Source organism: Pseudomonas sp. SWRI77 (assembly GCF_014269105.1).
Taxonomy (GTDB): domain Bacteria; phylum Pseudomonadota; class Gammaproteobacteria; order Pseudomonadales; family Pseudomonadaceae; genus Aquipseudomonas; species Aquipseudomonas capeferrum.
Map to the genome: position 1 here is coordinate 273771 of NZ_JABWRV010000002.1, position 22574 is coordinate 296344.

Here is a 22574-nt window from a genome sequence, read left to right on the forward strand (position 1 = left end):
CTACAGGAGCGTCACTTTGGCCAGTTCGTTGGCGTTGGACGAACGTGCCTTGATCCTGGCACCCCCAGAGCTTGCTGCGGAAACCGCTCGCCTTCTTGCGACCGCCGGCATCGAGAGCCTGTGTGCCCATGACGTCGCCAACCTGCACGACTGCCTGATCGAAGGCGCAGCCCTGGCGATTATCACGGAGCAGACGTTCAGCAACGGGCCCAGCCCGCCGTTGCAAGGTTTTATCGACCAGCAGCCCAGCTGGTCAGACCTGCCCATTCTGCTGATCATGGATGTCAGCTCATCCGCCACAGCCTCCAGCCACCCGCCTACAGGCAACTTGATGCAGTTGCTCTTCCCACTCGAGGAGGGGCAAGTGTTGCAACTGATCCGCATCGCGCAGCGTAACCGCCGCCATCAGTACCACGCACGTGATCAGCTCTCAGCCGAGCAACAGCGGCTGGACGCACGCTTCCAGGAACAGCACAGCACAGAGCTCGCCCGCACGCAGATCCGCAAAATGGAAGCCATCGGCCAACTGGCCGGTGGCATCGCTCATGATTTCAACAACCTGTTGACCAGTATCGGTGGCAGTCTCGAACTGATCGAGCGTCGTTTCAAGCAGGGCCGCAGCGACAGCCTGGAGGGCATCTTGCGCATGGGCCAGGAGGCCGTGTCGCGCGCAGGTCAGTTGACCCACCGTCTGCTGGCGTTTTCCTGCAGACAATCCCTGCACACTCAGCGCGTCGAGCTGCACACGCTGCTTGAACCTAAGCGCCTGAATGCTGGGCTCAGCCATTCAGTGACCCTGCAACTGCATGTGCCCGCCGACCTCTGGCCAGTTGAGGCCGACGACGGGCAACTGCAAGAGGCCGTGGACAATCTGCTGCTCAATGCGTGTGAAGCCATGCCCACCGGCGGGCTGCTACGCATTGAGGCGAGCAACCAGCGGGTCGAGCACGAGCAGTTCGCGGGGGGCGCCCTGAACAGTGGTGAATACCTGCGCCTGAGCATCATCGATGACGGCCAGGGTATGTCGCAGAGCACACTGGAACACGCCTTCGAACCGTTTTTCAGCACCAAACCCGTTGGCCAGGGCATCGGCCTGGGCCTGTCCATGGTCTACGGCTTCAGCAAGCAGTCCCATGGGCATGTGACTCTGCAGAGCAAGATCGGCCATGGCACCCAAGTCGACCTGTACTTGCCGCGGCACGTTGGCGAGGCAAAGCCCGAGCGCCCGTCCCCAAGGCCTGTGCCCGGCAGCAAGGGCCATGACGTGCTGGTGGTCGAAGACGACCCTCATGTGCGTCAGTTGCTCTGTCATGCACTGTGCGAAGACGGCTTCCCTTGTCATACCGCCGCCAACGCCAATGAAGCGCTGCACATACTGCGTTCATCGCAAAGGATCGACCTGCTGGTCAGCGATGTCGGCCTGCCCGGCATGAATGGGCGGCAACTGGCGGAAATCGCCCGCACCCTGCGCCCAGACCTGCCGGTGCTGTTCATCACCGGTTACGCAGAAACGGCCATGGCCAGGGAGGGGTTTCTTGGCGCGGGCATGCACCTGATCTGCAAGCCATTCGGACTCGAACAGCTGCAGGCGCAGGTGACGCAGATACTCGGTGAGCCCTGAACCGGCTCAATCGGCAAGCATGTGCTGGGCCTGGTTGGCCAATTGCTCCAGCGGGAACGGCTTGAGCATCAGCGCGGTGCCAGGCTGCTCGAGCAGTTGGGCTTCGATCGGCTGATCTGTATACCCGGTGATGAAGAGGATTTTCTGCGTCGGTTTGAGCATGCGCATGGCCTTGGCCACTTGCCGGCCGCTGAAACCACCCGGCAAGCCGATGTCAGTGATGACCAGGTCGAAAGCCCCGTCATGACGAAAGCGGTCCAGTGCAGAATTGGCGTCGGAAACTTCAATGACGGCAAAACCACGCTCGCAGAGAAACTCACGCATCAGTGCGCGCAGGTTGACCTCGTCATCGATCAGCAGCAGCCGCCCGCCCTGGACACGCTCGATGACCGGCAGGCATGCCGGTGCCTCTGCCGGAATCGACGCACGGCTGCGCGGAAACAATAAGGAGACTTTCGTCCCTTCGTTCAGGTTCGACTCGATCCAGACATAACCACCCGACTGCCCGACAAAGCCGTAGACCATCGGCAGGCCGAGCCCCGACCCACGCCCCATGGGCTTGGTGGTGAAAAAGGGCTCGAAAGCTCTGGCGACATCGGCCGCCGACATGCCGTGGCCGTTGTCTTCGACATGCAATGCCACGTAGTCGCCTGGCGGCAGCCCCTGCTCATCCGGGAAATGCGCAGTCAACCGTTCATTGACAGTACGGATAGTGACGCTGCCACGCTCAAGGCAGGCTTCACGGGCATTCACGCAGAGGTTGATCAAGGCATTTTCAAACTGGGTAAGGTCAACGCAGACCGTCCATGGTCTCACATCCAGTTGCCAATGCAGGCTCATTTCCGCGCCCAGGGCCTTTAGCAGCATTGGTTCGATCAAGGACAGCTGCCGATTGACATTCAGTGGCTTGGGATCAAGGGGCTGATGGCTGGAAAACGCCAGCAGCCGGTGAGTCAGGTTCATGGCGCGCTGCACCGAGTCGCGCGCCAGCTCCACATAGGTCTCCATGCGTTCCAGGCGCCCCTGCAGCATGCGTCGTTGCAACAGTTCCAGGCTGCCCCCGATACCCGACAGCAGGTTGTTCATTTCATGTGCCATCCCGCCTGCCAATTGGCCAATGACTTCCAGATGTTCACTGTTGCGCAACAGGGCCTCGGACTGGCGGGTGGCCTCTTCGCGGTCGGCGGTGATGTCACGGCCCACGGCGGTCAGCAAGCTGCCATCGAATTTGGCGGCCCAGCGAAACCAGCGATAGTGGCCATCCTGGTGACGCAGGCGGATATCGATCTGCTCGAGCGCCTTGTCCTGCACGAAGCCGGATACCGCCACCTGCACTTCTGCGCGATCCGCCGGGTGGATCAGCTCCAGTATCGGCATGCCCTGCGCCGCGTCCTTACCCCAACCCAGGATACGGTGCCAGGCTGGGTTGGTAGCGTGTAGCGTCAGTTCACGGGTGACGATCATCATGGCATCACGCGACAGTTGCCAGATCTGTTCACGATCGGCCATGTAGCTTCCGAGCTGTTTTTCAAAGGCCTCGGCCTGCTCACGCCAATGGTGATACGCCTCGACATTTGCCGTGGTTTCGATGAGTGTGTGAAGAAAACCCGCAACGCTGCCCTGCTCGTCACGAATCGGAGAGTAGCCGAAGGCACACCACACGGGGTCGCCGTTCTGGCCGCAAGCGATACGCATGGGCGGGTCCTCGACAAAACTCGAGCGCCCTTCGAGTGCCTTGAACACCCAAGGCCCCATGGTCTGCCAGGCATCGCTCCAGACCGCGTCGAACGCTTTGCCCAGTACATCCTGGCCGCCGAGGCGCAGCGCTCGATAGGCGTCGTTATGGATCACGCTGAGGTCAGGCCCCCACACCACCGCGCAGGCAAATGGCGACAACAGCATCATGTCGACGGCAATACGCAGCGAGGCCTGCCAGCGTGGCAATGGCCCAAGCGCGGTGCGCCCCCAATCGAATTGGGCGATGCGCTCGCCCATGGGATCGACCGTTGCCGTGTTGGGCGCCAGCAGGATGGCCTGTGACGCAGCTTCGCGGGGCGTGCCGTTAGCGACCAAATGTGTGACTCCATGGTGTTCTGGGTGGCGAATGCTGTTCAAGGTAGCACAGCGCGCGCTGCTTTAATGGCGTACCGGCATGTGGCAGCTATGCTCATTAGGTTTTCCACTGAGCCATGGAATAACGGTCCCTTACAGGCTGCCGACGGGAGTGTGGTCATGAGCAAGAAAGTGCTGGTAGTGCTGACCAATACGGCCAAGTACCCGAACCTCAAGCGGGCAACCGGGCTGTGGTTGGGCGAGGCCGTGCATTTTGTCGAGAAAGTCGAGAAGGCCGGTTACGAAGTTGACTATGTCAGCCCTCAGGGTGGCTACGTACCGGTCGACCCGCACAGCCTGCAGATGGCCCCCGACCTGGACTGGCAGTGGTATGACGACAAGCGGTTCATGAGCCGCCTGGGCGCCACCCTGAGCCCAGGTCTGGTCAAGGCTGACGACTACAGCGCCATCTATTACACCGGCGGGCATGGCGTGATGTACGACTTTGTCGAGAGCAAACCGGTTCAAGACCTCGCACGCAAGATCTATGAGAACAAAGGCATCATCGCGGCTGTTTGCCACGGCGTCGTCGGTCTGTTGAACATCAAGCTCAGTGACAACAGCCTGCTGGTGAAAGACCGACAGGTCACGGGCTTTTCCAACATCGAAGAGCAACTGGTTGAACTGGACAAGGTAGTGCCCTTTCTCACCGAAAACGAACTGGTTGCCCGTGGCGGTATTTACAGCAAGCACGATGACCCATGGAAACCCTTCGTGGTCGGCGATGATCGCCTTATTACCGGGCAAAACCCCGCATCCACGGCTGACCTGGCTGAAAAGGTGCTCGCGAGACTCAAGGCAAAGTGACAACTTACGCCTGATTACCCGATTTCCCGGCGTTCATGCCGCACCCGGACTACATCCGACATACCGTTGAATACATAGGCTTTCAGCTCATCTGTCCAACACGGGCAGCATCAGACTGGAGAGCAATGGCCTATGTCGAAAATCATGCATGCCGGGCGCAGTTTGCTGGAGTTGCTGCTAATCATGGCGATCGGCCTGGTACCGGTGGTTTCCGGGTTGCTGGTGATGGTGTTTCAACTGGAAAAGAAGCTTGAGGAAAACGCACAGATCTCGGTTCAGGAAGCGGTGTTCACCATCGACAAGGTGCTGGAGCGCATGCATAGCACCGCGTTGCTTGCCCAGCCTCTGGCTGGCAAGGCATGCGCGGATGTCATCAGTACATTGCAGGACCAGGTGGCCCGCGATCCCTTGCTACGCTCATTGACGCTGACGCAAGACCAGCAAGCATACTGCAGCACCCACACCGAGTCGCTGGAGCATCTGTCAGCTTTCGCCCAATCCGGGCAGGGGGTTGAGCTGGCGATCGACTCACCCGTGTTGCCCACCACGCTGGTGACTCACTTTCAAGTGCCGGGGCAAAACCCCAGTGTGATCGTCACAGGCAATGCCTCGGAACTGCGCAACGAATTGCGTGCATTCCAGGATGGCCTGACGCTGCTTCTGGAGTTCGGCGACCAGTACATCTGGAGCCATGGAGACAGCCGCGACCCGAATCGGCCTTCACAGTCCGAGTACACGGTACGGGCAGTTTCTGCCAAGTATGGATATGCCGTCACGGGGGGGTACGCCCATGGGTACAGCGCCCAGGAACTCCGCCAGTCGATGCTGCAGATTCTTCCTTCTTTGGTGCTGGTAGGCATAGTGACCGGCTCGATCATCTATTGGGGCCTGTTCCGGGCGCGGGGCAACAGGCGTGGTACCGCCGCCGTAAAACCCTGACGGCGGTACCCGGTTGGATCAGTCGGTGCTCAATACGCCCCGACGAACCTGGTCCCGTTCGATGGATTCGAACAGCGCCTTGAAGTTACCTTCGCCAAAGCCATCATCGCCCTTGCGCTGGATGAACTCGAAGAACACCGGCCCAAGCAACGTTTCCGAGAAGATCTGCAGCAGCAGGCGCTTGTCACCCGACTCTGCGGCGCCATCAAGGAGGATGCCGCGCGCTTGCAGTTGATCCACCGGTTCACCGTGGCCTGGCAGGCGCTCTTCGAGCATTTCGTAGTAGGTTTGCGGCGGTGGGGTCATGAAGCGCATGCCAATGCCCTTCAGCGCATCCCAGGTCTTGAGCAGGTCATCGGTGAGGAAGGCCACGTGCTGGATGCCTTCACCGTTGAACTGCATCAGGAACTCTTCGATCTGCCCGGCGCCCTTGGACGACTCTTCGTTGAGCGGGATGCGGATCATACCGTCGGGTGCGGTCATGGCACGCGAGGTCAGGCCGGTGTACTCGCCCTTGATATCGAAGTAGCGGATCTCGCGGAAGTTGAACAGCTTCTCGTAGAAACCGGCCCAATAGGCCATGCGCCCACGGTAGACGTTATGGGTCAGGTGATCGATGATCTTCAGGCCCGCACCCACAGGGTTGCGATCCACACCTTCGATGAAGTTGAAATCGATGTCGTAGATCGAGCTGCCTTCTTCAAAGCGGTCGATCAGGTACAGCGGCGCACCACCAATGCCCTTGATCGCCGGCAGGCGCAGCTCCATCGGGCCGGTTTCGATCTCCACCGGCTGGGCGCCCAGCTCCAAAGCGCGGGCATAGGCTTCATGGGCATTGCGCACGCGGAACGCCATGCCACAGACCGATGGGCCATGTTCGGCGGCAAAGTACGAGGCGATGCTCTTGGGTTCGTTGTTCAGGATCAGGTTGATACCGCCCTGACGGTACAGGTGCACCTCTTTGGAACGGTGGGTGGCAACCTTGGTGAAACCGAGTATCTGCAGAACCGGCTCGAGCACGCCAGGTGTCGGCGATGCCAGCTCGATGAACTCGAAGCCCATCAGGCCCATTGGATTTTCGAAAATATCTGCCATGTTCTTGTCCTCATCTACAGCGAAAAATTAGTGATTTCCGGGGATGTAGAACAGAACAGGCGGTGAGCACGGGATGCCGCGCACGCTGCGAGCGAGGAAGTCACCAATGATCAGTTTGAACCCATGGTTTGTCATATGGACCCATTCTCGGCGGGCTTGATTCTCCGGAGGTGGAGAACCTTATTGTTGTATTCGTAACCGGATTCTACAGTGCGTAAATTGCTTTGTCGCGCTTTAGTTAGCCACGCTCCCTGACAAGCGGCTATCCTCTGCACGTTACCTTCCATCACATTAGGCCAGCATGCCCCTTACCACTAGACGCCGCGCCGGCTGGAGCTGGCGCACCCTGCTGCCCTGGGCGATCGGCGTAGTCCCGGTGGCGTGTGGCCTGGCAGTGATGAACTGGCAGATCGATCGCGACCTGCGCGCCAGCAGCCATGCCACCGCCACCCAAGTGGTCGAGCATGTCGAGCGCATTCTCGACAGCTTGTCCAGCACCGCCCACGCGCTGCTGCCCTTGGCAGGTAGCCCCTGCACACAGGTCAAACTGGCCCTGCGTGGCCAGGTCACCCGTAATGCCTTCGTCCGCTCGACCAACCTTTTTCAGCACAACACGCTGTATTGTTCATCGCTGTTCGGGGAGTTCGATGAGGTCGTCGACGCGGGCGAGTACACCAACGGCACGCTCTGGCTGATGGATGGCAACTCGGTGACGCCGGGCCACCCGCTGCTGGTGTACCGGGCCAGCGAGGGCGACCACGGGGCGATCAGCACCGTGGATGGCGACCACCTGCTCACGGCCCTGCGCCTTATCGGCCCGGACGATACGTTGCAGATTCGCGTCGGCAACGACTGGATGGGCAAGGACGGTATCGTCCACAAAGGCGTGCCCCCCACGGCTGCGACTGCCGCCGTGACGCTGAGCTCGACCCGCTACCCGTTCAGCGTGTACGGCGGCTATGGCGCCGAAAAGCAAGGCCAGCTGCTGCGCAGCCACTACCCCGCCCTGCTCAGCTTGCTGATGGTGCTCGGCGTGCTGGCTGGGGCCGCGTGCCACTGGCAAATTCGCCGTGCCACCTCGCCACGTGCCGAGTTGCAGCGCGCCCTTGAGGCTGACGAATTTCTGCCGTACTTCCAACCCGTGGTGCGCAAGGGCGATTACCGCTGGGCGGGCGCCGAAGTGCTGATGCGCTGGAACCACCCACGGGAAGGCCTGGTGCGCCCCGACCTGTTCATCCCCTACGCCGAACACAGCGGCCAGATCGTCGCCATGACCCGCGCGCTGATGCTGCACACCGCGCAGAGCCTGGCACCGTATGCCGCGCTGCTGGAAGATGGCTTTCACATCGGCATCAACATCACCGCCGACCATTGCCGCGACCTGAGCCTGCTCGACGACTGCCGGACTTTCCTTCAGCACTTTCCACCCGGCCGGGTGGCACTGACCCTGGAGCTGACCGAACGCAAGCTGATCGAAGCCACCCCAGTGGCCTTGGAGTTGTTCGAGAAACTGCATGATATGGGCGTGATGATTGCCCTCGATGACTTCGGCACGGGCCAGTCGAGCCTCAACTACCTGCGCCAGTTCAAGGTCGACTACCTGAAGATCGACCAGAGCTTCGTCGCCATGATCGGTGTCGACGCGCTGTCCCTGCACATCCTCGACACCATCATCGAGCTGTCGGGCAAATTGGGCCTGGGCATCGTCGCCGAAGGCGTGGAAACCGAGGCCCAGCGCGACTACCTGGCCCAACACGCGGTGGATTTCCAGCAAGGCTACTTGTTCGCCCGGCCCATGCCGGCAGAGGCGTTCCTCGAAGCGCTGGCCGCACGCTCCGGTGTCTCGCGGTTGCCGCAGGACGCGCCCCCTGAGATCATGCGCGGCTGATCCACACGCTCAACTCCCCTATTCGAGGCATTCGTGTCAAAAGGCATCCTTTCATCGGTCATGGCGTCTTGCTTGTTCGCTGTGATGTACTTCTATACCTCCCTGCTCACGCCGCTCGATGGCGAAGAGATCTTTGGCTGGCGCACGCTGTTGACGCTGCCCTGCCTCACCCTGTTCATGCTGGCCTCGAAGGACTGGAAACGGGTCGGCGAGCTGCTGGCGCGGGTGCGGCGCACACCGGTGCTGCTGCTGGGGATGGTCGGTACGTCCTGGCTTATGGGGGTGCAACTGTGGCTGTTCCTGTGGGCACCGCTGCATGGGCGCAGCCTGGAAGTGTCGATGGGCTACTTCCTGCTGCCGCTGACCATGGTCTTGACCGGCCGCCTGGTCTACGGCGAACGCCTGTCGCACCTGCAGAAGGTGGCGGTGTGCTGCGCTGCGCTGGGGGTCGGGCACGAGCTGTACCAGCATGGCAGCTTCGCCTGGGAAACCCTGGTGGTGATGATCGGCTACCCGATCTACTTCGTGCTGCGCCGACGCTGCCGCACCGACCACCTGGGCGGCCTGTGGTGCGACATGTGCCTGCTGTTGCCATGGGCGCTGTACTTCGTGATCCAGGGGCCGTTGTCAGCGGCGGACCTGCTTGCCCACCCTGGCCTTTACGCCTTGATCCCGGTATTGGGAGCGATCAGCGCCTCGGCCCTGATCGCCTATGTGCTGGCCAGCCGTCTGTTGCCGTTCAGCCTGTTTGGCCTGCTCAGCTACGTCGAGCCGGTATTGCTGGTGGGCGTGGCCCTGCTGCTGGGTGAAAGCATCGGCCCGGATCAGTGGCTGACTTACCTGCCGATCTGGGCCGCAGTGCTGGTACTGGTTGTGGAAGGTTTCAAGCACCTGCTGCGTCAGCGTCGCCGTTCGGTATAAGCCGTACCTGGCGCACGCGCCGCTCTTCAACAGCCTCCACAGTCATGATCCAGCCATTCCAGGCCAAGCGATCACCCACCACCGGCAGGCGGTCCAGCAAGCTCATCACCAGGCCCGCGAGGGTCTGGTAATCCTCGGTGGCACGGGCACTGAAGCCGGTACGTGCCTGGACCTGGCTGAGGTTCAGGGCGCCGCTGACGACAAAGCCTTCACCCTCCTCAACGATACCCGGGCCTTCCACTTCGCTGGCATCTGGCAACTCACCGGCAATCGACTCAAGGATATCGGTCATGGTCAGCAGGCCGGTGAAATCACCGAATTCGTTGACCACGAAGGCGATATGGGTAGATTGGCCACGCATCTGTTCAAGGGCGTTGAGGATGCTGAAGCTTTCCAGCAGGTTCAAAGGGGCCCGCGCCATGCGCTCCAGGTCTGGCTGGCTTCCCGACAGCAGCTCCTTGAACAACTCCTTCTTGTGCACGAAGCCCAGCGGCTCATCGATGCGACCATCGCGGATCAACGGGAGGCGTGAGTACGGCGAATTCGCCAGGGCTTCGGCTATGGCCGCGGCCGGCTGCGCAAGGTCGATCACATCGACTTCGGTGCGTGCGGTCATCACCGTGCGGATCGGCCGCTCGGCAAGGTTCAGTACACCACTGATCATTACCCGCTCCCGGCGGTCGAACAGCACCTCTTCGCCGCCGCCCCCGACCAGGTCGGCGATTTCTTCGCCCACCTCGTCGGCCTCGACCCGACGGCCACCCAGCAGGCGCAGTACCGCATGGGCAGTACGCTCACGCAGCGGCCGATGCTGCTGCAGGCTGCGTTTGCGGCGCGCGCGGGCCAACTGATTGAACACTTCGATCAGGATCGAGAAGCCAATGGCCGCGTACAGGTAGCCTTTCGGTATATGGAAGCCCAGGCCTTCGGCGGTCAGGCTGAAGCCGATCATCATCAAGAAGCCCAGGCACAGCATGATCACTGTCGGGTGGGCGTTGACGAAGCGGGTCAGCGGTTTGCTGGCGACAATCATGATGCCGATCGAGAAGATCACCGCAATCATCATGATCGACAGCTGCTCGACCATGCCCACGGCGGTGATCACGGCGTCCAGCGAGAACACCGCATCGAGCACGACGATTTGCGCAACAATCGGCCAGAACGCCGCGTGGCGTACCACGCCACTGGCCTGAGTGACGTGCCCTTCAAGCCGTTCGTGCAGCTCCATGGTGGCCTTGAACAGCAGGAATACACCACCGAACAGCATGATCAGGTCACGGCCCGAGAAGCTCTTGCCAAATACCTCGATCAGCGGCGCGGTCAGCGTCACCATCCACGAGATACTTGCCAACAAGCCCAGGCGCATGATCAGCGCCAGGCTCAAACCGATGATCCGCGCACGGTCGCGCTGATGGGGCGGCAACTTGTCGGCCAGGATGGCGATGAACACCAGGTTGTCGATACCCAGCACCAGCTCGAGGACGATAAGCGTCAACAGGCCTAGCCAGGCCGTGGGGTCGGCTAGCCATTCCATTACCGGGTACTCACAAGGGAAGCGTCACAGGGACGGTTGAAGGATGGCCGAGAAGGCCGAAGACTGGGGGGCTCCGCGAAGGTGCTCATAGTTACCTGGGTAGAAATTGGGTAAGCGATCGTACAATCACAGCAGGTTTTTCTGACAGTGAGAAACTATTACAAAACCTGTAACAGCTCATTGGGGACTTTTGTTCAATACGCCAGAGCACCGCAGCCCGAAGATGCTCGGCAACTCCCCTCACAGGATTGCCCTCATGAGTCTGTCTTTGTCCATGGCCGCTTTCGCGCTGGCGGCCTCGATCTCCCCTGGCCCGGTCAACATCGTCGCCCTGGGCAGCGGTGCCCGTCATGGCCTGCGCGCTAGCCTGGCCCATGTGGCCGGTGCGACGCTGGGGTTCTGCCTGCTGCTGGTACTGGTCGGGCTGGGCCTGCATGAACTGCTGCTGCACTGGCCGCTGCTGGGCGTGCTACTGCACTGGGGTGGGGTGGCTTTTTTGCTGTACATGGCCTGGAAACTGGCCAGCGATGATGGCCAGCTAGGTGGCGAGCACCGGCAGAGCGCGCCCTCGGCCTGGCATGGCGCAGCGATGCAGTGGCTCAACCCCAAGGCATGGCTGGCGGCGGTGGCGGGTGTCGGCGCCTACACCGGCGGCGAACAGCAACTGCTGTGGCTATTCACTTGGATCTATGGGCCGATCTGTTTTGTCTCGGTGGCCAGCTGGGCATGGGCCGGAAGCGTGATTCGCCAGTGCCTGGGCAACCCCCGGCAGATGCGCTTGCTGAACCGCGGGCTGGCCGTGTTGTTGGTTGCCAGTGCTGCGTATCTGGTCATCTGAGCGACGGAGCACTCTTGCAGTAATGCCCCGGCGTTGCCGCCAGGTGTCGCTTGAACGCACGCTGCAAGTGCGCCTGGTCGGCGAAACCGGCCGCCAGTGCCACTTCGGCAATAGCACGGCCCTTGCGCAGGTACGCCCGGGCGAGCTGCACGCGTTGGTCAACCAGGTAGCCATGGGGCGTCAGGCCGAAACGCTGGCGAAAGGCCCGAATCAGGTAAGACCGGGATAAGCCACTGGCCATGCAGATGTCTTCAAGGCTCAGTGGGTCGGTACGGTGTGCGCGAATGAAGGCAGCAGCTGCGTCCAGCCGAGGGTGTTCCGGCACGTTCAAAGCTGGCGTGGCACCTAGCAGGCTTGGCAGTGTGTCAAAAAATGTCGCTACGCGGCCTTCACGATCAGTCAGGTCGTCGTCGAACAGGTCTGCAAATACCTGTAAAACGCGGCTATAGAGGCGCGTCGAGGTGCTGCAGGTCTGTAAAGGCAGCTGAAAACCCAGCGCCTGCAGCCATGGCAGATCCACGAACAGCATCAGGTAAGACCAGGCCTGGCCCTCAATGGGGTTGCAGGTATGCACAACCCCAGGGTTCATCAGCACCGTAGCACCGGCGCTCACTTCGATCTGGCTATCGCCGGTCAGGTAAGTACTGCGCCCACCGGTGATGACGCCGATGGAAAAACTCTCATGGGAGTGGGCGGCGTAGCACACCTGGCGCCCGTCCCCTACGCGCCGGGCTTCGACGAAGGGCAATGCCGGATCCCGCCAGAACCGCGACACCTCGATCATCACCCTGCCCTCATTCGCCGTCGTCGTGTACCACAACCAGCAACTGCGCCGGCTGCGGCCCCACAGAGCGCAGCCGGTGCGGCGTCTGGGCATTGAAATGCAAGGCATCACCCTGCTCCAGCAGCACCCGTTCGTTCATGAAATCCACCTCTACCTGGCCTGCATGAACGAACAGAAACTCCTCGCCCTGGTGCTCCTTGAACGTCGGGTCACTGAACTCGGTCGGCGGCTGGATCAGGAACGGCAACAGGCTGCGCTGCCCCACCTGGCTGGTGAGTGCCGCGTACCCCGGCCCTGTGCCGTCGCCCACCAGGGCCTGGCGCTCAGCATGACGCACCAGGCTGTAACGGTGCTGCGCGGTTTGTTCTTCAGCGAACAATTCTTCGACATTGACGTTCAACGCCCGCGCCAGCTTCAGCGCCGCAGCGATCGACGGCGTGTTCAGGCCACGCTCGACCTTGGACAGGTAACTCTTGGTCATGCCGGTTTTCTCGGCCAGCAATTCCAGGGTCAGGCCCAGTTTCTTTCTCAGCAATTTCAATCGGATAGACATGTGACGCAGTTTTCCCAGGCGAAGGCAGATGCAAGGCTCGCGCGCACCGATGATACGTGGACTGCGCGCGAAATGCTGGCCCTGATCTCAAGGCATCACGGGCGGCACATACTGCAATGTCGTACCCAACGCCCACAGCAGCACCAGTACCAAGGGTGCATGCACCAGCAATTGCACGAACGAGAAGCCGATCAGGTCGCGCGCCTTGAGGCCCAGCACGCCCAGCAGCGGCAGCATGTAGAACGGGTTGATCAGGTTTGGCAGGGCTTCGGCAGCGTTGTAGATCTGCACGGCCCACCCCAGGTGATATTGCAGGTCATTGGCCACCAGCATCACATAGGGCGCCTCGATGATCCATTTGCCCCCGCCCGAGGGGATGAAGAAGCCCAGCACTGCCGAGTACACGCCCATCAGCACGGCGTAGGTATCGTGGGAGGCGATCTGTACGAAGAAGGTGGAAATGTGGTGGGCCAGGGTCTGTTCGTCCACGCCCTTGACCTGGGTGAGGATCGCCGCGATCGAGCCATACAACGGGAACTGGATTAGCACCCCGGTGGTGGTGGGCACGGCACGGGTCACCGCATCGAGGAAGCTGCGCGGGCGCCAGTGCAGCAAGGCACCCAGCATGATGAACAGGAAGTTGTAGGTGTTAAGCCCGGAGATGGCGGTGATTGCAGGCTTGGTGGCGAACTCCTGGTACAGCCAACCACCGGCCAGGGCCACCAGCAGCAAGGTCAGGATCGGGCTGTACTCCAGCCACTCGCCGGGCCGGCTGCGCTGGGCTGGTGGCGGTGCGGTGAAGCTTGGGTCGACGCCGCATTGTTCCGCCGTACGCGCGCTGGTCGCGCCTGGGGCGGTGGCATAGGCCACCACCAGCGATACGATCACCAGCGCCGCCAGCAGGACCCCCGACTGCCAGAGGAAGATGGTTTCGGTGAACGGAATCACCCCGGTGATCGACAGAATCGACGGCGGCAAGCTGGCCGGGTTGGCCTGCAGTTGCGCCGCCGAAGACGAAAGGCCCAGCGCCCATACCGCGCCAAGCCCCAGGTAGGCAGCGGCGCCAGCGGCGCGGTAATCCATTTTCAGGTCAGTGCGGCGCGCCAGGGCGCGCACCAGCAGGCCTCCGAAGACCAGCGACAGGCCCCAATTGAGCAACGAGGCCAGCATCGAGACCAGCGCAACCCAGCACACCGCCGAACGGCCGTTGCTGGGGATACGCGCCAAGCGGTCGATCAGCCGAGCGGCAGGCGGCGAGCTGGCCACCACATAGCCGCCAATGACCACGAACGCCATCTGCATGGTGAACGGGATCAAGCTCCAGAAACCATCGCCGAAGGCCTTGGCGGTGTCGGTCGGTTTGGCGCCCATCACCAGGGCACCCAGGCACACCAGCACTACCGCAAGGGCGGCGAATACCCAGGAATCAGGGAACCAGCGTTCAGCCCAGTTGGAACAGCGCAAGGCAAAGCGGGCGGAACGGCTGTCTTGGATTTCAGCGGCCACAGTCATGTCCTTTTATTGGTTTTGTCGAACTGATCTTGAATCAACAGCAAAAACCCTGTGCAAGCTCGCTCGCACAGGGTTGATGATCACAGCAGAGGTTAGAACGTCATCTCTTTCACATCATCCGGCACGATCAGCTTGCCGGCGGTCTTCTCGATGATTTCTTCGACGCTCACCCCCGGCGCCGTCTCGCGCAGGATAAAGGCGCCATTGTCGATTTCCAGGTAGGCAAGGTCGGTCAGTACCTTGCGAATGCAACCGGCACCGGTCAACGGCAGGCTGCAACGCTCCAGCAACTTGGACTCACCGTCCTTGGAGGCGTGGGTCATGGTGACGATGATGTTGTCGGCACCGGCCACCAGGTCCATGGCGCCGCCCATGCCCTTGACCAGCTTGCCGGGGATCATCCACGAGGCGATGTTGCCTTGCACATCCACTTCGAAGGCGCCCAGCACGGTGAGGTCGACGTGGCCGCCACGGATCATGGCGAACGATTGCGCCGAATCGAAGATCGAGGCGCCACGGCGGGCGGTAACGGTCTGCTTGCCGGCGTTGATCATGTCGGCATCGATCGCGCTTTCGGTAGGGAACTCGCCCATGCCGAGCAAGCCGTTTTCCGACTGCAGCATGACATCCATATCGTCGGGTACGTAGTTGGCCACCAGGGTCGGAATGCCAATGCCAAGGTTGACGTAGTAGCCGTCCTTCAGTTCACGGGCGACGCGTTGCGCCATCTGTTCGCGGGTCAGTGCCATGGTCAGGATCTCTTTGTTGTTCTGAAGGATGGCGCTCAGGCCTTGACGGTGCGCTTTTCGATACGCTTTTCGAAGGTGCCGACAATCACGCGGTCCACGAAAATACCGGGGGTGTGGATCTCGCTGGGCAGCAGCACGCCCGGTTCGACGATCTCTTCCACTTCAACCACGGTGATCTTGCCGGCGGTGGCCGCCAGCGGGTTGAAGTTCTGCGCGGTGTTGCGGTACACCACGTTGCCGTAATGGTCGGCCTTCCAGCCCTTGACGATGGCGAAGTCACCGGTGATGGATTCTTCGAGAATGTAATGGCGGCCTTTGAATTCACGCACTTCCTTGCCATCGGCGACCGGGGTGCCATAGCCGGTGGCAGTGAAGAAGGCCGGGATGCCAGCGCCGCCGGCGCGCATTTTTTCGGCCAGGGTGCCTTGTGGGGTGAGTTCGACTTCCAGTTCACCACTGAGCAGTTGGCGTTCGAATTCGGCGTTCTCGCCCACGTAGGAAGCGATCATCTTGCGAATCTGGCGCTCTTCCAGCAGTACCCCCAGGCCGAAACCATCGACACCGCAGTTGTTGGAGACCACGGTCAGGCCCTTGACACCACGGCGCTTGATCTCGTTGATGAGGTTTTCCGGGATGCCGCACAGGCCAAAGCCACCGGCCAGTACCGTCATGTTGTCGGTCAGGCCGTCAAGGGCCTCTTCATAGGTTGCTACGCGCTTGTCCAGTCCGGCCATGTTGATCCGCCTTTTGTAGTTGTTGAACCGACGAGGCTGTCGGTGAGCGTGTGCTGACATCTTCACCGCAGACGACTGATTTGTTAATTTTGTTTTCATCATTGATTGATAACGTTTTCAAAACAAACAGTAGGCCCGTCATGAACGTCAAGCAACTCCGCGCCTTCGTCGCCGTGGCCAAGTACCAAAGCTTCGCCCAGGCCGGCGAGCATCTGCATGTTTCGCAACCGGCATTGAGCCTGACCATCAAGGCCCTTGAGGAAAACCTCGGCGGCGCCTTGCTCAGCCGCACCACCCGCAGTGTCAGCCTGACGGCCGAAGGTGAAGTACTGCTGCCACTGGCGCGGCGCCTGCTGGCCGACTGGGACGACACCGAAGAACTGCTGCGCCAGCGCTTCACCCTGCAACTGGGGCGGGTTTCAGTGGCGGCTATGCCGGCTTTTGCAGGCAACTTGCTGCCCCGCTCGCTCAAGGTGTTTCGCCAGCGCTACCCGAAGGTCAACGTCACCGTGCACGATGTGATCAACGAACAGGTACTGGAACTGGTGCGCCATCGTCGCGTCGAACTGGGCATCGGCTTCGAACCGGACAACACCGATGGCCTGGCCTTCTACCCGTTGTACATGGACCGCTTCGTCGCCGTGGTACCCGCCGACTCACCGTTGGCATTGTTGCCCAGGGTCAGTTGGGCGCAACTGCTGGCCGAAGATTTCATTGCCTTGCAGCGCCCTTCGGCGGTGCGTCTGCTGATGGAACAGAACGTTGCGGCCAGGCACGGCAAACTGGCAGTGGCGTTCGAAAGCCATCAGCTGTCGACTATTGGGCGCATGGTTGCCAGTGGCCTGGGCGTCAGCGCAGTACCGGCGCTGTGCATCAACCAGATGCAGGAGCTCGGCGCCCGCTGCCTGCCCTTGGTCGAGCCCTCGGTTGAACGGCGCATCGGTGTCATTGCCCTGAGCGAGCACAAATTGTCCACCGCAGCGCAAGCGCTGCTCGAGGTACTGCTTTCCCATACCCTGATCCCGGAGGTGACATGCGACACGTGAAACTGGCAGGTTCGAGCGTTCCGGCCATTGGCCAGGGCACCTGGTACATGGGTGAAGACCCCGGCCGCCGTGCAGCAGAGGTGTCTGCCCTGCAACAGGGTATCGAGCTTGGCCTGAGCCTGATCGATACCGCTGAAATGTATGCCGAGGGCGGCGCGGAGGAAGTGGTCGGCCAGGCCATCGCCGGGCGTCGCGACCAGGTGTTTCTGGTCAGCAAGGTCTACCCGCACAATGCCAGTACGCGGGGCGTGCCGGCTGCCTGCGAGCGCAGCCTCAAACGCCTGGGTACCGACTGCATCGACCTGTACCTGCTGCATTGGCGTGGCCAGCATCCACTTGAGCAGACCGTCGAGGCGTTCGAGCGCCTGCGCGAACAGGGCAAGATCAAGCGCTGGGGGGTGTCCAACTTCGACGTCGATGACCTGCGCAAGTTGAACAACCCCGATTGCGCCACCAACCAGGTGCTGTACAACCCGACGCAGCGCGGCATCGAGTTCGACCTGCTGCCGTGGAGCCAGAAGCGTGCATTGCCAACCATGGCGTACTGCCCACTGGCTCAGGCCGGGCAGTTGCTGCAGCATCCTGTGCTGCTGGAGATCGCCGAGCGCCATGGCGCGTCAACGGCCCAGGTCAGTCTGGCCTGGGTGACCCGTGAAGATGGGGTGATCGCCATTCCCAAGGCGGTAGCACCAGAACATGTGCGGCTGAATGCGGCGGCGGGTGTGCTGACCTTGAGCAGCGAAGACCTACGGGCAATCGACCGGGCGTTTCCACCGCCGGCCCGCAAACAACGGTTGGCGATGGTCTGACCGACACCGCCCTTGTAGGAGCGGCCTTGCGTCGCGAAAGGGCTGCGCAGCGGCCCCAGGATTTCAGCGTCACCGCATATAATGCCGGGGCCGCTGCGCAGCCCTTTCGCGACGCAAGGCCGCTCCTACACACTCAGTGAAAATCGCGGCTACGAACATCCAGCCCCTGCAGCAAGGGGCTGACATCCTCCAGCCGCCGGGCGATCAGGTGGCGAACGCCATTCTCCTGCTCCAGCCGCCCTCTCACCTTGAGCAATTGCGAGCCCACCAATGCTCGCCGCTGCCGCTCGGCCAAGTCACGCCACACCACCACATTGACCATGCCGTACTCATCCTCCAACGTCACGAACGTCACCCCGCTGGCGGTTTGCGGGCGTTGCCTGCCCACCACCAGCCCGGCCACGGCAATGCTGTCGCCATGCTCGACAGCAGCCAGCTCGCACGAACTGCGACAGCCCAAGGCGCGCAAGCGTGGGCGCAGCAGTGTCAACGGGTGTGGCCCAAGCGTGGTACCCAAGGTCTGATAATCGCTGACAAGGTCTTCACCTACGGTCGGCGCCGGTAGCGCCACCGCGCCCTCTGGCGCTGCGTCCACTTCAGCGAACAAGGGCAGTTGCGGTTGCACCGCCGCCACCTGCCAGCGCGCCTGGTGGCGGTCACGCGCCAGGGCCCTCAGTGCCCCGGCGTCCGCCAGGCGGGCGCGGGCACGCTGGTCGAGCCCTGCACGCAGGCACAGATCTTCGACATCGCGCCAGGGCCGTTGCGCCCTCGCCTGCTCCAGGCGCCGAGCATCGGCCTCGGCAAAGCCCCGAATCTGCCGCAACCCCAGGCGAATGGCTAGGGCATTGTCAGCCACGCACTCGAGCGTGCAATCCCACTCGCTGTGAAACACATCCACCGGCCGCACCTCGATACCTTGGCGCCTGGCCTCCTGCAGCAGTTGGTCGGGGCTGTAGAAACCCATGGGCCAACTGTTGACCAACGCACAGGTGAAAATGGCCGGCTCATGGCACTTGAGCCAACTGCTCGCATAACACAGCAAGGCAAAGCTGGCCGCGTGAGACTCAGGAAAGCCATAGCTGCCGAAGCCCTTGATCTGCTCGAAGATGCGCTCGGCAAACGACAAGTCGTAACCATTGCGCAACATGCCTTGTATCAGCCGCTCACGGTGCGGCTCCAGCCCACCGTGGCGCTTCCAGGCGGCCATGCTGCGCCGCAACTGGTCGGCCTCGCCCGGGCTGTAGTCGGCAGCCACCATGGCCAGTTCCATGACCTGTTCCTGAAACAGCGGCACCCCCAGGGTACGCTCGAACACTTCCTGCAACTTCGGCGAGGGGTAGGTGACCGGTTCCTGCTTCAGGCGCCTGCGCAAGTAAGGGTGGACCATGTCGCCCTGGATCGGCCCGGGGCGCACGATGGCCACCTCGATCACCAGGTCGTAGAAGGTGGTGGGCTTGAGCCGAGGCAACATGGCCATTTGCGCCCGTGATTCGATCTGGAATACGCCCATGGTCTCGGCCCGGCTGATCATCGCGTAGGTAGCCGGGTCCTCAGCTGGAATGCTCGCCAAGGTCAGCTGCCGGCCACGGTGGCGTTGCAGCAAGTCGAAACAACGGCGCAAGGCGCTGAGCATGCCCAGGGCCAGCACATCGACCTTGAGCAGCCCGACCATGTCCAGGTCGTCCTTGTCCCACTGGATCACCGTGCGGTCTTGCATCGCGGCGTTTTCCACCGGCACCAGTTGGTCCAGCGGTTGCTGCGAGATGACAAAGCCGCCAGGGTGTTGCGACAGGTGCCGGGGAAAGCCGATCAGCTCAGCGGCCAGAATCAGCACCCGCCGCAACGATGGGCTGCTGGCCTCGAAACCCGCTTCGGCCAAGCGCTGTGCATCGGGGATGCGATCGCTCCAGCGGCCGCAGCACTTGGCCAGTGCATCCACCTGATCGGCCGGCAGCCCCAGTACCCGCGCCACATCACGCACCGCACCGGCAGCGTGATAGGTGTTGACCACTGCGGTGAGTGCGGCGCGATGCCGGCCATAGCGACGAAACACGTACTGGATCACTTCTTCGCGGCGGTCGTGCTCGAAGTCCACGTCGATGTCGGGCGGCTCGTTGCGCTCGCGTGACAGGAATCGCTCGAAGAGCAGGCGGTGCTGCATGGGGTCGAGTTCGGTAATCCCCAGCACGAAACACACCACCGAGTTGGCTGCCGAACCCCGGCCCTGGCAGAGGATATGCTGGCTGCGGGCGAAGGCGACGATGTCGTGCACGGTCAGGAAGTAGCTTTCGTAAGCCAGCTCTTCGATCAATGCCAGCTCCCGTGCCAGCACTTCGCGCACCTTGTCGCTCGGCCCGGCCGGCCAGCGCAACGGCAAGCCTCGCTCGCACAGTTCGCGCAGCCAGCTTGCGGGGGTATGGCTTTCGGGCACCAGCTCACGCGGGTACTGGTACTTGAGTTCGCTGAGGTCGAAACGGCAGCGTTCGGCAATGGCCAGGGTCTCGGCCAGCAAATCGGCGGGGTACAGCTCCTGCAGCTGCTGCGGGGTGCGCAGGTGGCGCTCGCCATTGGCGAACAGGTGGCGCCCGGCCTCGGCTACCTGGCAGTGCTGGCGGATGGCGGTCATGCAATCCTGCAGGGCACGGCGACCGCGTACGTGCATGTGCACGTCGCCGCAGGCCACGGCGCGGATACCGACCTTGCCCGCCAGTTCGCGAAGCTTGCCAAGGCGCACTTCATCATTACTGCCACGGTGCAGGTGCACCGCCAGCCAGAGCCGCTCGGCGAACAACGTGTGCAGCCAGTAGCCAGGCGCAGAGTCATCGGGGTCGTCGGCAATCCATAGCGCCAGCAACCCTTGATTGTGCGCGCGCAGGTCATCGCCGAACACCTGATACGCGCCCTTTTCCGCCCGCCGTCGCCCACGGGTAATCAGTGCGCACAGGCTCTGGTAGCCCGCCAGGTTTTCCGCCAGCAGCACCAGCCTGGGGCCATCCTGCAGGCGTATTTCACTGCCAACAATCAGTTGTAGCTGGTGCTCCTTGGCCGCCTGCCAGGCGCGCACGATACCGGCCAGGGTGCACTCATCGGTGATCGCCAAGGCTTGGTAGCCCTGCTCGCGGGCACGCCGGAACAACTCATCGGCACTCGACGCACCCCGCTGGAAGCTGAAGTTCGACAGGCAATGCAATTCGGCATAGCCGAATGTATTCATGCGAACCAACCTTGCAGCCACAAGGGACCTGGCTGGCTAAGGTCACGGTAGGCCCAGCCACGCAGCCCTTCGCGGGTTTCGATGCGGTAGTAGTCGCGACGCACGTCGCCACCGTCCCACCAGCCCGATTCGATGCGCTCGGCTTGGCCCAACAAGCGGAGCCCTGCGTCGTCAAGTGCCAAAGGCGTCGGGAGCAGCCAGCCGGGGCGGCTACCTGGCATCAGTTGCAGGCTCGCGCGTGCGCCCTGCTCCACCGCTTGCCAGGCACATTCGGGGCGATGGTCGGCCTCGGCGCTCAGCCCTTTTACCGCCTCATCGCCCAAGCGCGCACGCAACCGCTCACGCAGCTGCTCCCAAGGCTGCGCCTGCTGCGCGCGGGGGTCGAACAGCGCCTGGTGCTGGGGCACGAAGGGTGGCAAGTCATCGGCGACCAGGCGCAGGTTGCGTACCGGGGCGCGCAGCTGCAGCGGCTCCAGCCGCCCTTTGGCCAACTCGAAGAGCATGCCGGCATCACGCTCGGCCGCCAGCAGGCCCACCTGCAGTTGCGTGTCAGGCCCATCGGCATGCTCCAGGTGCAGGCAGAAGCGTTGCACGCCGCAATCGCGTCCGGCCAGGAAGGCGCCAAGGTCATTGAGCATTCTGCGCAATGGGAACAGCAGCGCCTGGTGCGATTCAACGTCAAAGTTCAGCTCCAGACGCGCTTCGAAGCGGTCAGGCGGCTGGTAGAAAGCCAACCCCAGGTTACGCAGGCCCAGCAACTGGTCCAAGTGCAGCTGTACCTGGGCAGAAAAGCGTTTGGCCAGGGCATCGCGAGGCAAGGCCATGACCTGGCCGAGCTGGCGCAGCCCCATGCGGGCAAAGGCCTCGGCGGCCTCCTGAGGCAGCCCGACACGCTCGATTGGCATGCGTGCCAGCACTGCGCGCGCTTCTTCGGCGCAGGTCACCGCCAAGCCATCGTGGCCATTGGCGAGCATGCGCGCCGCCACCGGGTTGCTGGCCAGCACAATGCGCTGACGCAAGCCCAACTCGCTAAGCTCTTGGCGCAGCCGTGCTTCGAACAAGGGCCAGGGGCCGAACAATTGCAGGCTGGAGCCTACTTCAAGCAGCAGCGCCCGTGGGTAATGCAGGCTCACCTGGGCGCTGAAGCGATAGGCCCAGGCTGCCAGCAGTTGTTGCAACTGTTCGATGCGTTTGCCGTCGGCCTCCACGCAGGTGAAGCCATCGGCCAGGGCACGGGCTGCTGTCAGGGTCTGCCCGGCACGCAGGCCCAATGCCGCAGCAGCGGGGTTGACCGCCTGCAAGACGCGCCGCTGAGTGGGGCCGCCAATCAGCACCAGTGGCGTATCGGGGTCGTCGCGTTCACGCAGCACTGTGTCCAGCGCCAGCTGTGGCAGCAGAATGCAGGCCCAGAGCATGAT

At 62.3% G+C, this 22574-nt stretch carries 18 protein-coding genes; 8 read left to right on the plus strand and 10 right to left on the minus strand.

Going from position 1 to position 22574, the window contains the following annotated elements; genetic code table 11:
- Nucleotides 1–16 precede the first annotated feature (16 nt).
- Nucleotides 17–1621, plus strand: coding sequence for a response regulator (locus HU766_RS03705; RefSeq protein WP_186653586.1), 1605 nt, complete (start codon nucleotides 17–19; stop codon nucleotides 1619–1621).
- Nucleotides 1622–1627: 6 nt separating this feature from the next.
- Here HU766_RS03705 and HU766_RS03710 read toward each other — a convergent pair whose 3' ends face one another.
- A complete protein-coding gene (locus tag HU766_RS03710) occupies nucleotides 1628–3694 on the minus strand; it encodes an ATP-binding protein (protein WP_238338554.1) in 2067 nt (688 codons plus the stop codon).
- Nucleotides 3695–3853: 159 nt separating this feature from the next.
- Here HU766_RS03710 and HU766_RS03715 point away from each other — a divergent pair, with 159 nt between their 5' ends.
- Nucleotides 3854–4540, plus strand: coding sequence for a type 1 glutamine amidotransferase domain-containing protein (locus HU766_RS03715; protein WP_186653588.1), 687 nt, complete (start codon nucleotides 3854–3856; stop codon nucleotides 4538–4540).
- A 132-nt stretch (nucleotides 4541–4672) separates the two neighbouring features.
- Nucleotides 4673–5479, plus strand: a complete 807-nt coding sequence (locus tag HU766_RS03720) for a CSS-motif domain-containing protein (RefSeq protein WP_186653590.1) — start codon at nucleotides 4673–4675, stop codon at nucleotides 5477–5479.
- Between the two features lie 18 nt (nucleotides 5480–5497).
- Here HU766_RS03720 and hppD read toward each other — a convergent pair whose 3' ends face one another.
- Entirely contained in the window at nucleotides 5498–6574 is a 1077-nt protein-coding gene (gene hppD / locus HU766_RS03725; RefSeq protein WP_033698024.1) for a 4-hydroxyphenylpyruvate dioxygenase, read from the minus strand.
- 301 nt (nucleotides 6575–6875) lie between these two features.
- Here hppD and HU766_RS03730 point away from each other — a divergent pair, with 301 nt between their 5' ends.
- On the plus strand, nucleotides 6876–8462 hold the full coding sequence (locus HU766_RS03730; protein ID WP_186653594.1) for a cyclic diguanylate phosphodiesterase: 1587 nt from the start codon (nucleotides 6876–6878) through the stop codon (nucleotides 8460–8462).
- 33 nt (nucleotides 8463–8495) lie between these two features.
- Complete coding sequence (gene rarD / locus HU766_RS03735) at nucleotides 8496–9383, plus strand: EamA family transporter RarD (protein WP_033698026.1); 888 nt, start codon at nucleotides 8496–8498, stop codon at nucleotides 9381–9383.
- On the opposite strand, the gene HU766_RS03740 is transcribed toward rarD, so the two are convergent.
- Complete coding sequence (locus tag HU766_RS03740; RefSeq protein ID WP_186653598.1) at nucleotides 9346–10917, minus strand: TerC family protein; 1572 nt, start codon at nucleotides 10915–10917, stop codon at nucleotides 9346–9348. The genes rarD and HU766_RS03740 overlap by 38 nt on opposite strands.
- A 256-nt stretch (nucleotides 10918–11173) precedes the next feature.
- On the opposite strand from HU766_RS03740, the gene HU766_RS03745 reads away from it, so the two are divergent.
- Nucleotides 11174–11755 (plus strand): LysE family translocator, encoded by a 582-nt coding sequence (locus HU766_RS03745; protein WP_186653605.1) that lies wholly within the window; start codon nucleotides 11174–11176, stop codon nucleotides 11753–11755.
- Here the strand turns inward: HU766_RS03745 and HU766_RS03750 are convergent.
- The 5 genes from HU766_RS03750 to HU766_RS03770 form a co-directional block, all read right to left on the minus strand.
- Nucleotides 11748–12539 carry an AraC family transcriptional regulator gene (locus HU766_RS03750; RefSeq protein ID WP_186653610.1) on the minus strand — a complete coding sequence of 264 codons (792 nt, stop codon included), beginning with the start codon at nucleotides 12537–12539 and terminating at the stop codon, nucleotides 11748–11750. The two genes, HU766_RS03745 and HU766_RS03750, sit on opposite strands and share 8 nt — an antisense overlap.
- A gap of 10 nt (nucleotides 12540–12549) precedes the next feature.
- Nucleotides 12550–13092: a helix-turn-helix domain-containing protein gene (locus tag HU766_RS03755; protein ID WP_186653613.1), complete on the minus strand. Its 543-nt coding sequence runs from the start codon at nucleotides 13090–13092 to the stop codon at nucleotides 12550–12552.
- An 87-nt stretch (nucleotides 13093–13179) separates the two neighbouring features.
- Nucleotides 13180–14604: a TIGR00366 family protein gene (locus HU766_RS03760; RefSeq protein WP_186653616.1), complete on the minus strand. Its 1425-nt coding sequence runs from the start codon at nucleotides 14602–14604 to the stop codon at nucleotides 13180–13182.
- Nucleotides 14605–14696: 92 nt separating this feature from the next.
- Nucleotides 14697–15353: a CoA transferase subunit B gene (locus HU766_RS03765; protein WP_186653619.1), complete on the minus strand. Its 657-nt coding sequence runs from the start codon at nucleotides 15351–15353 to the stop codon at nucleotides 14697–14699.
- A gap of 35 nt (nucleotides 15354–15388) precedes the next feature.
- Complete coding sequence (locus HU766_RS03770) at nucleotides 15389–16087, minus strand: CoA transferase subunit A (RefSeq protein WP_033698034.1); 699 nt, start codon at nucleotides 16085–16087, stop codon at nucleotides 15389–15391.
- Nucleotides 16088–16227: 140 nt separating this feature from the next.
- On the opposite strand from HU766_RS03770, the gene HU766_RS03775 reads away from it, so the two are divergent.
- Both HU766_RS03775 and HU766_RS03780 read left to right on the plus strand, forming a co-directional pair.
- On the plus strand, nucleotides 16228–17133 hold the full coding sequence (locus tag HU766_RS03775) for a LysR family transcriptional regulator (protein ID WP_186653621.1): 906 nt from the start codon (nucleotides 16228–16230) through the stop codon (nucleotides 17131–17133).
- The gene (locus tag HU766_RS03780; RefSeq protein ID WP_186653622.1) at nucleotides 17121–17942 is read left to right on the plus strand and encodes an aldo/keto reductase; all 822 of its coding nucleotides are present in this window, start codon (nucleotides 17121–17123) and stop codon (nucleotides 17940–17942) included. The genes HU766_RS03775 and HU766_RS03780 overlap by 13 nt, the downstream gene beginning before the upstream one ends.
- 133 nt (nucleotides 17943–18075) lie before the next feature.
- On the opposite strand, the gene HU766_RS03785 is transcribed toward HU766_RS03780, so the two are convergent.
- Both HU766_RS03785 and HU766_RS03790 read right to left on the minus strand, forming a co-directional pair.
- Nucleotides 18076–21156, minus strand: coding sequence for an error-prone DNA polymerase (locus HU766_RS03785; RefSeq protein WP_186653624.1), 3081 nt, complete (start codon nucleotides 21154–21156; stop codon nucleotides 18076–18078).
- The gene (locus HU766_RS03790) at nucleotides 21153–22571 is read right to left on the minus strand and encodes a DNA polymerase Y family protein (protein ID WP_186653626.1); all 1419 of its coding nucleotides are present in this window, start codon (nucleotides 22569–22571) and stop codon (nucleotides 21153–21155) included. Before HU766_RS03790 ends, HU766_RS03785 begins: the two co-directional genes overlap by 4 nt.
- Nucleotides 22572–22574 lie beyond the last annotated feature (3 nt).

Excerpts from the sequence above, each read along its gene's own strand:
- HU766_RS03715 (WP_186653588.1), top strand. The coding sequence starts at position 3,854 with ATGAGCAAGAAAGTGCTGGTAGTGCTGACCAATACGGCCAAGTACCCG.
- HU766_RS03785 (WP_186653624.1), bottom strand. The coding sequence starts at position 21,156 with ATGAATACATTCGGCTATGCCGAATTGCATTGCCTGTCGAACTTCAGC.
- HU766_RS03770 (WP_033698034.1), bottom strand. The coding sequence starts at position 16,087 with ATGGCCGGACTGGACAAGCGCGTAGCAACCTATGAAGAGGCCCTTGAC.
- HU766_RS03720 (WP_186653590.1), top strand. The coding sequence starts at position 4,673 with ATGTCGAAAATCATGCATGCCGGGCGCAGTTTGCTGGAGTTGCTGCTA.
- HU766_RS03765 (WP_186653619.1), bottom strand. The coding sequence starts at position 15,353 with ATGGCACTGACCCGCGAACAGATGGCGCAACGCGTCGCCCGTGAACTG.
- HU766_RS03740 (WP_186653598.1), bottom strand. The coding sequence starts at position 10,917 with ATGGAATGGCTAGCCGACCCCACGGCCTGGCTAGGCCTGTTGACGCTT.
- HU766_RS03775 (WP_186653621.1), top strand. The coding sequence starts at position 16,228 with ATGAACGTCAAGCAACTCCGCGCCTTCGTCGCCGTGGCCAAGTACCAA.
- HU766_RS03750 (WP_186653610.1), bottom strand. The coding sequence starts at position 12,539 with ATGATCGAGGTGTCGCGGTTCTGGCGGGATCCGGCATTGCCCTTCGTC.
- HU766_RS03760 (WP_186653616.1), bottom strand. The coding sequence starts at position 14,604 with ATGACTGTGGCCGCTGAAATCCAAGACAGCCGTTCCGCCCGCTTTGCC.
- HU766_RS03745 (WP_186653605.1), top strand. The coding sequence starts at position 11,174 with ATGAGTCTGTCTTTGTCCATGGCCGCTTTCGCGCTGGCGGCCTCGATC.
- HU766_RS03730 (WP_186653594.1), top strand. The coding sequence starts at position 6,876 with ATGCCCCTTACCACTAGACGCCGCGCCGGCTGGAGCTGGCGCACCCTG.
- hppD (WP_033698024.1), bottom strand. The coding sequence starts at position 6,574 with ATGGCAGATATTTTCGAAAATCCAATGGGCCTGATGGGCTTCGAGTTC.
- HU766_RS03755 (WP_186653613.1), bottom strand. The coding sequence starts at position 13,092 with ATGTCTATCCGATTGAAATTGCTGAGAAAGAAACTGGGCCTGACCCTG.
- HU766_RS03790 (WP_186653626.1), bottom strand. The coding sequence starts at position 22,571 with ATGCTCTGGGCCTGCATTCTGCTGCCACAGCTGGCGCTGGACACAGTG.
- HU766_RS03780 (WP_186653622.1), top strand. The coding sequence starts at position 17,121 with ATGCGACACGTGAAACTGGCAGGTTCGAGCGTTCCGGCCATTGGCCAG.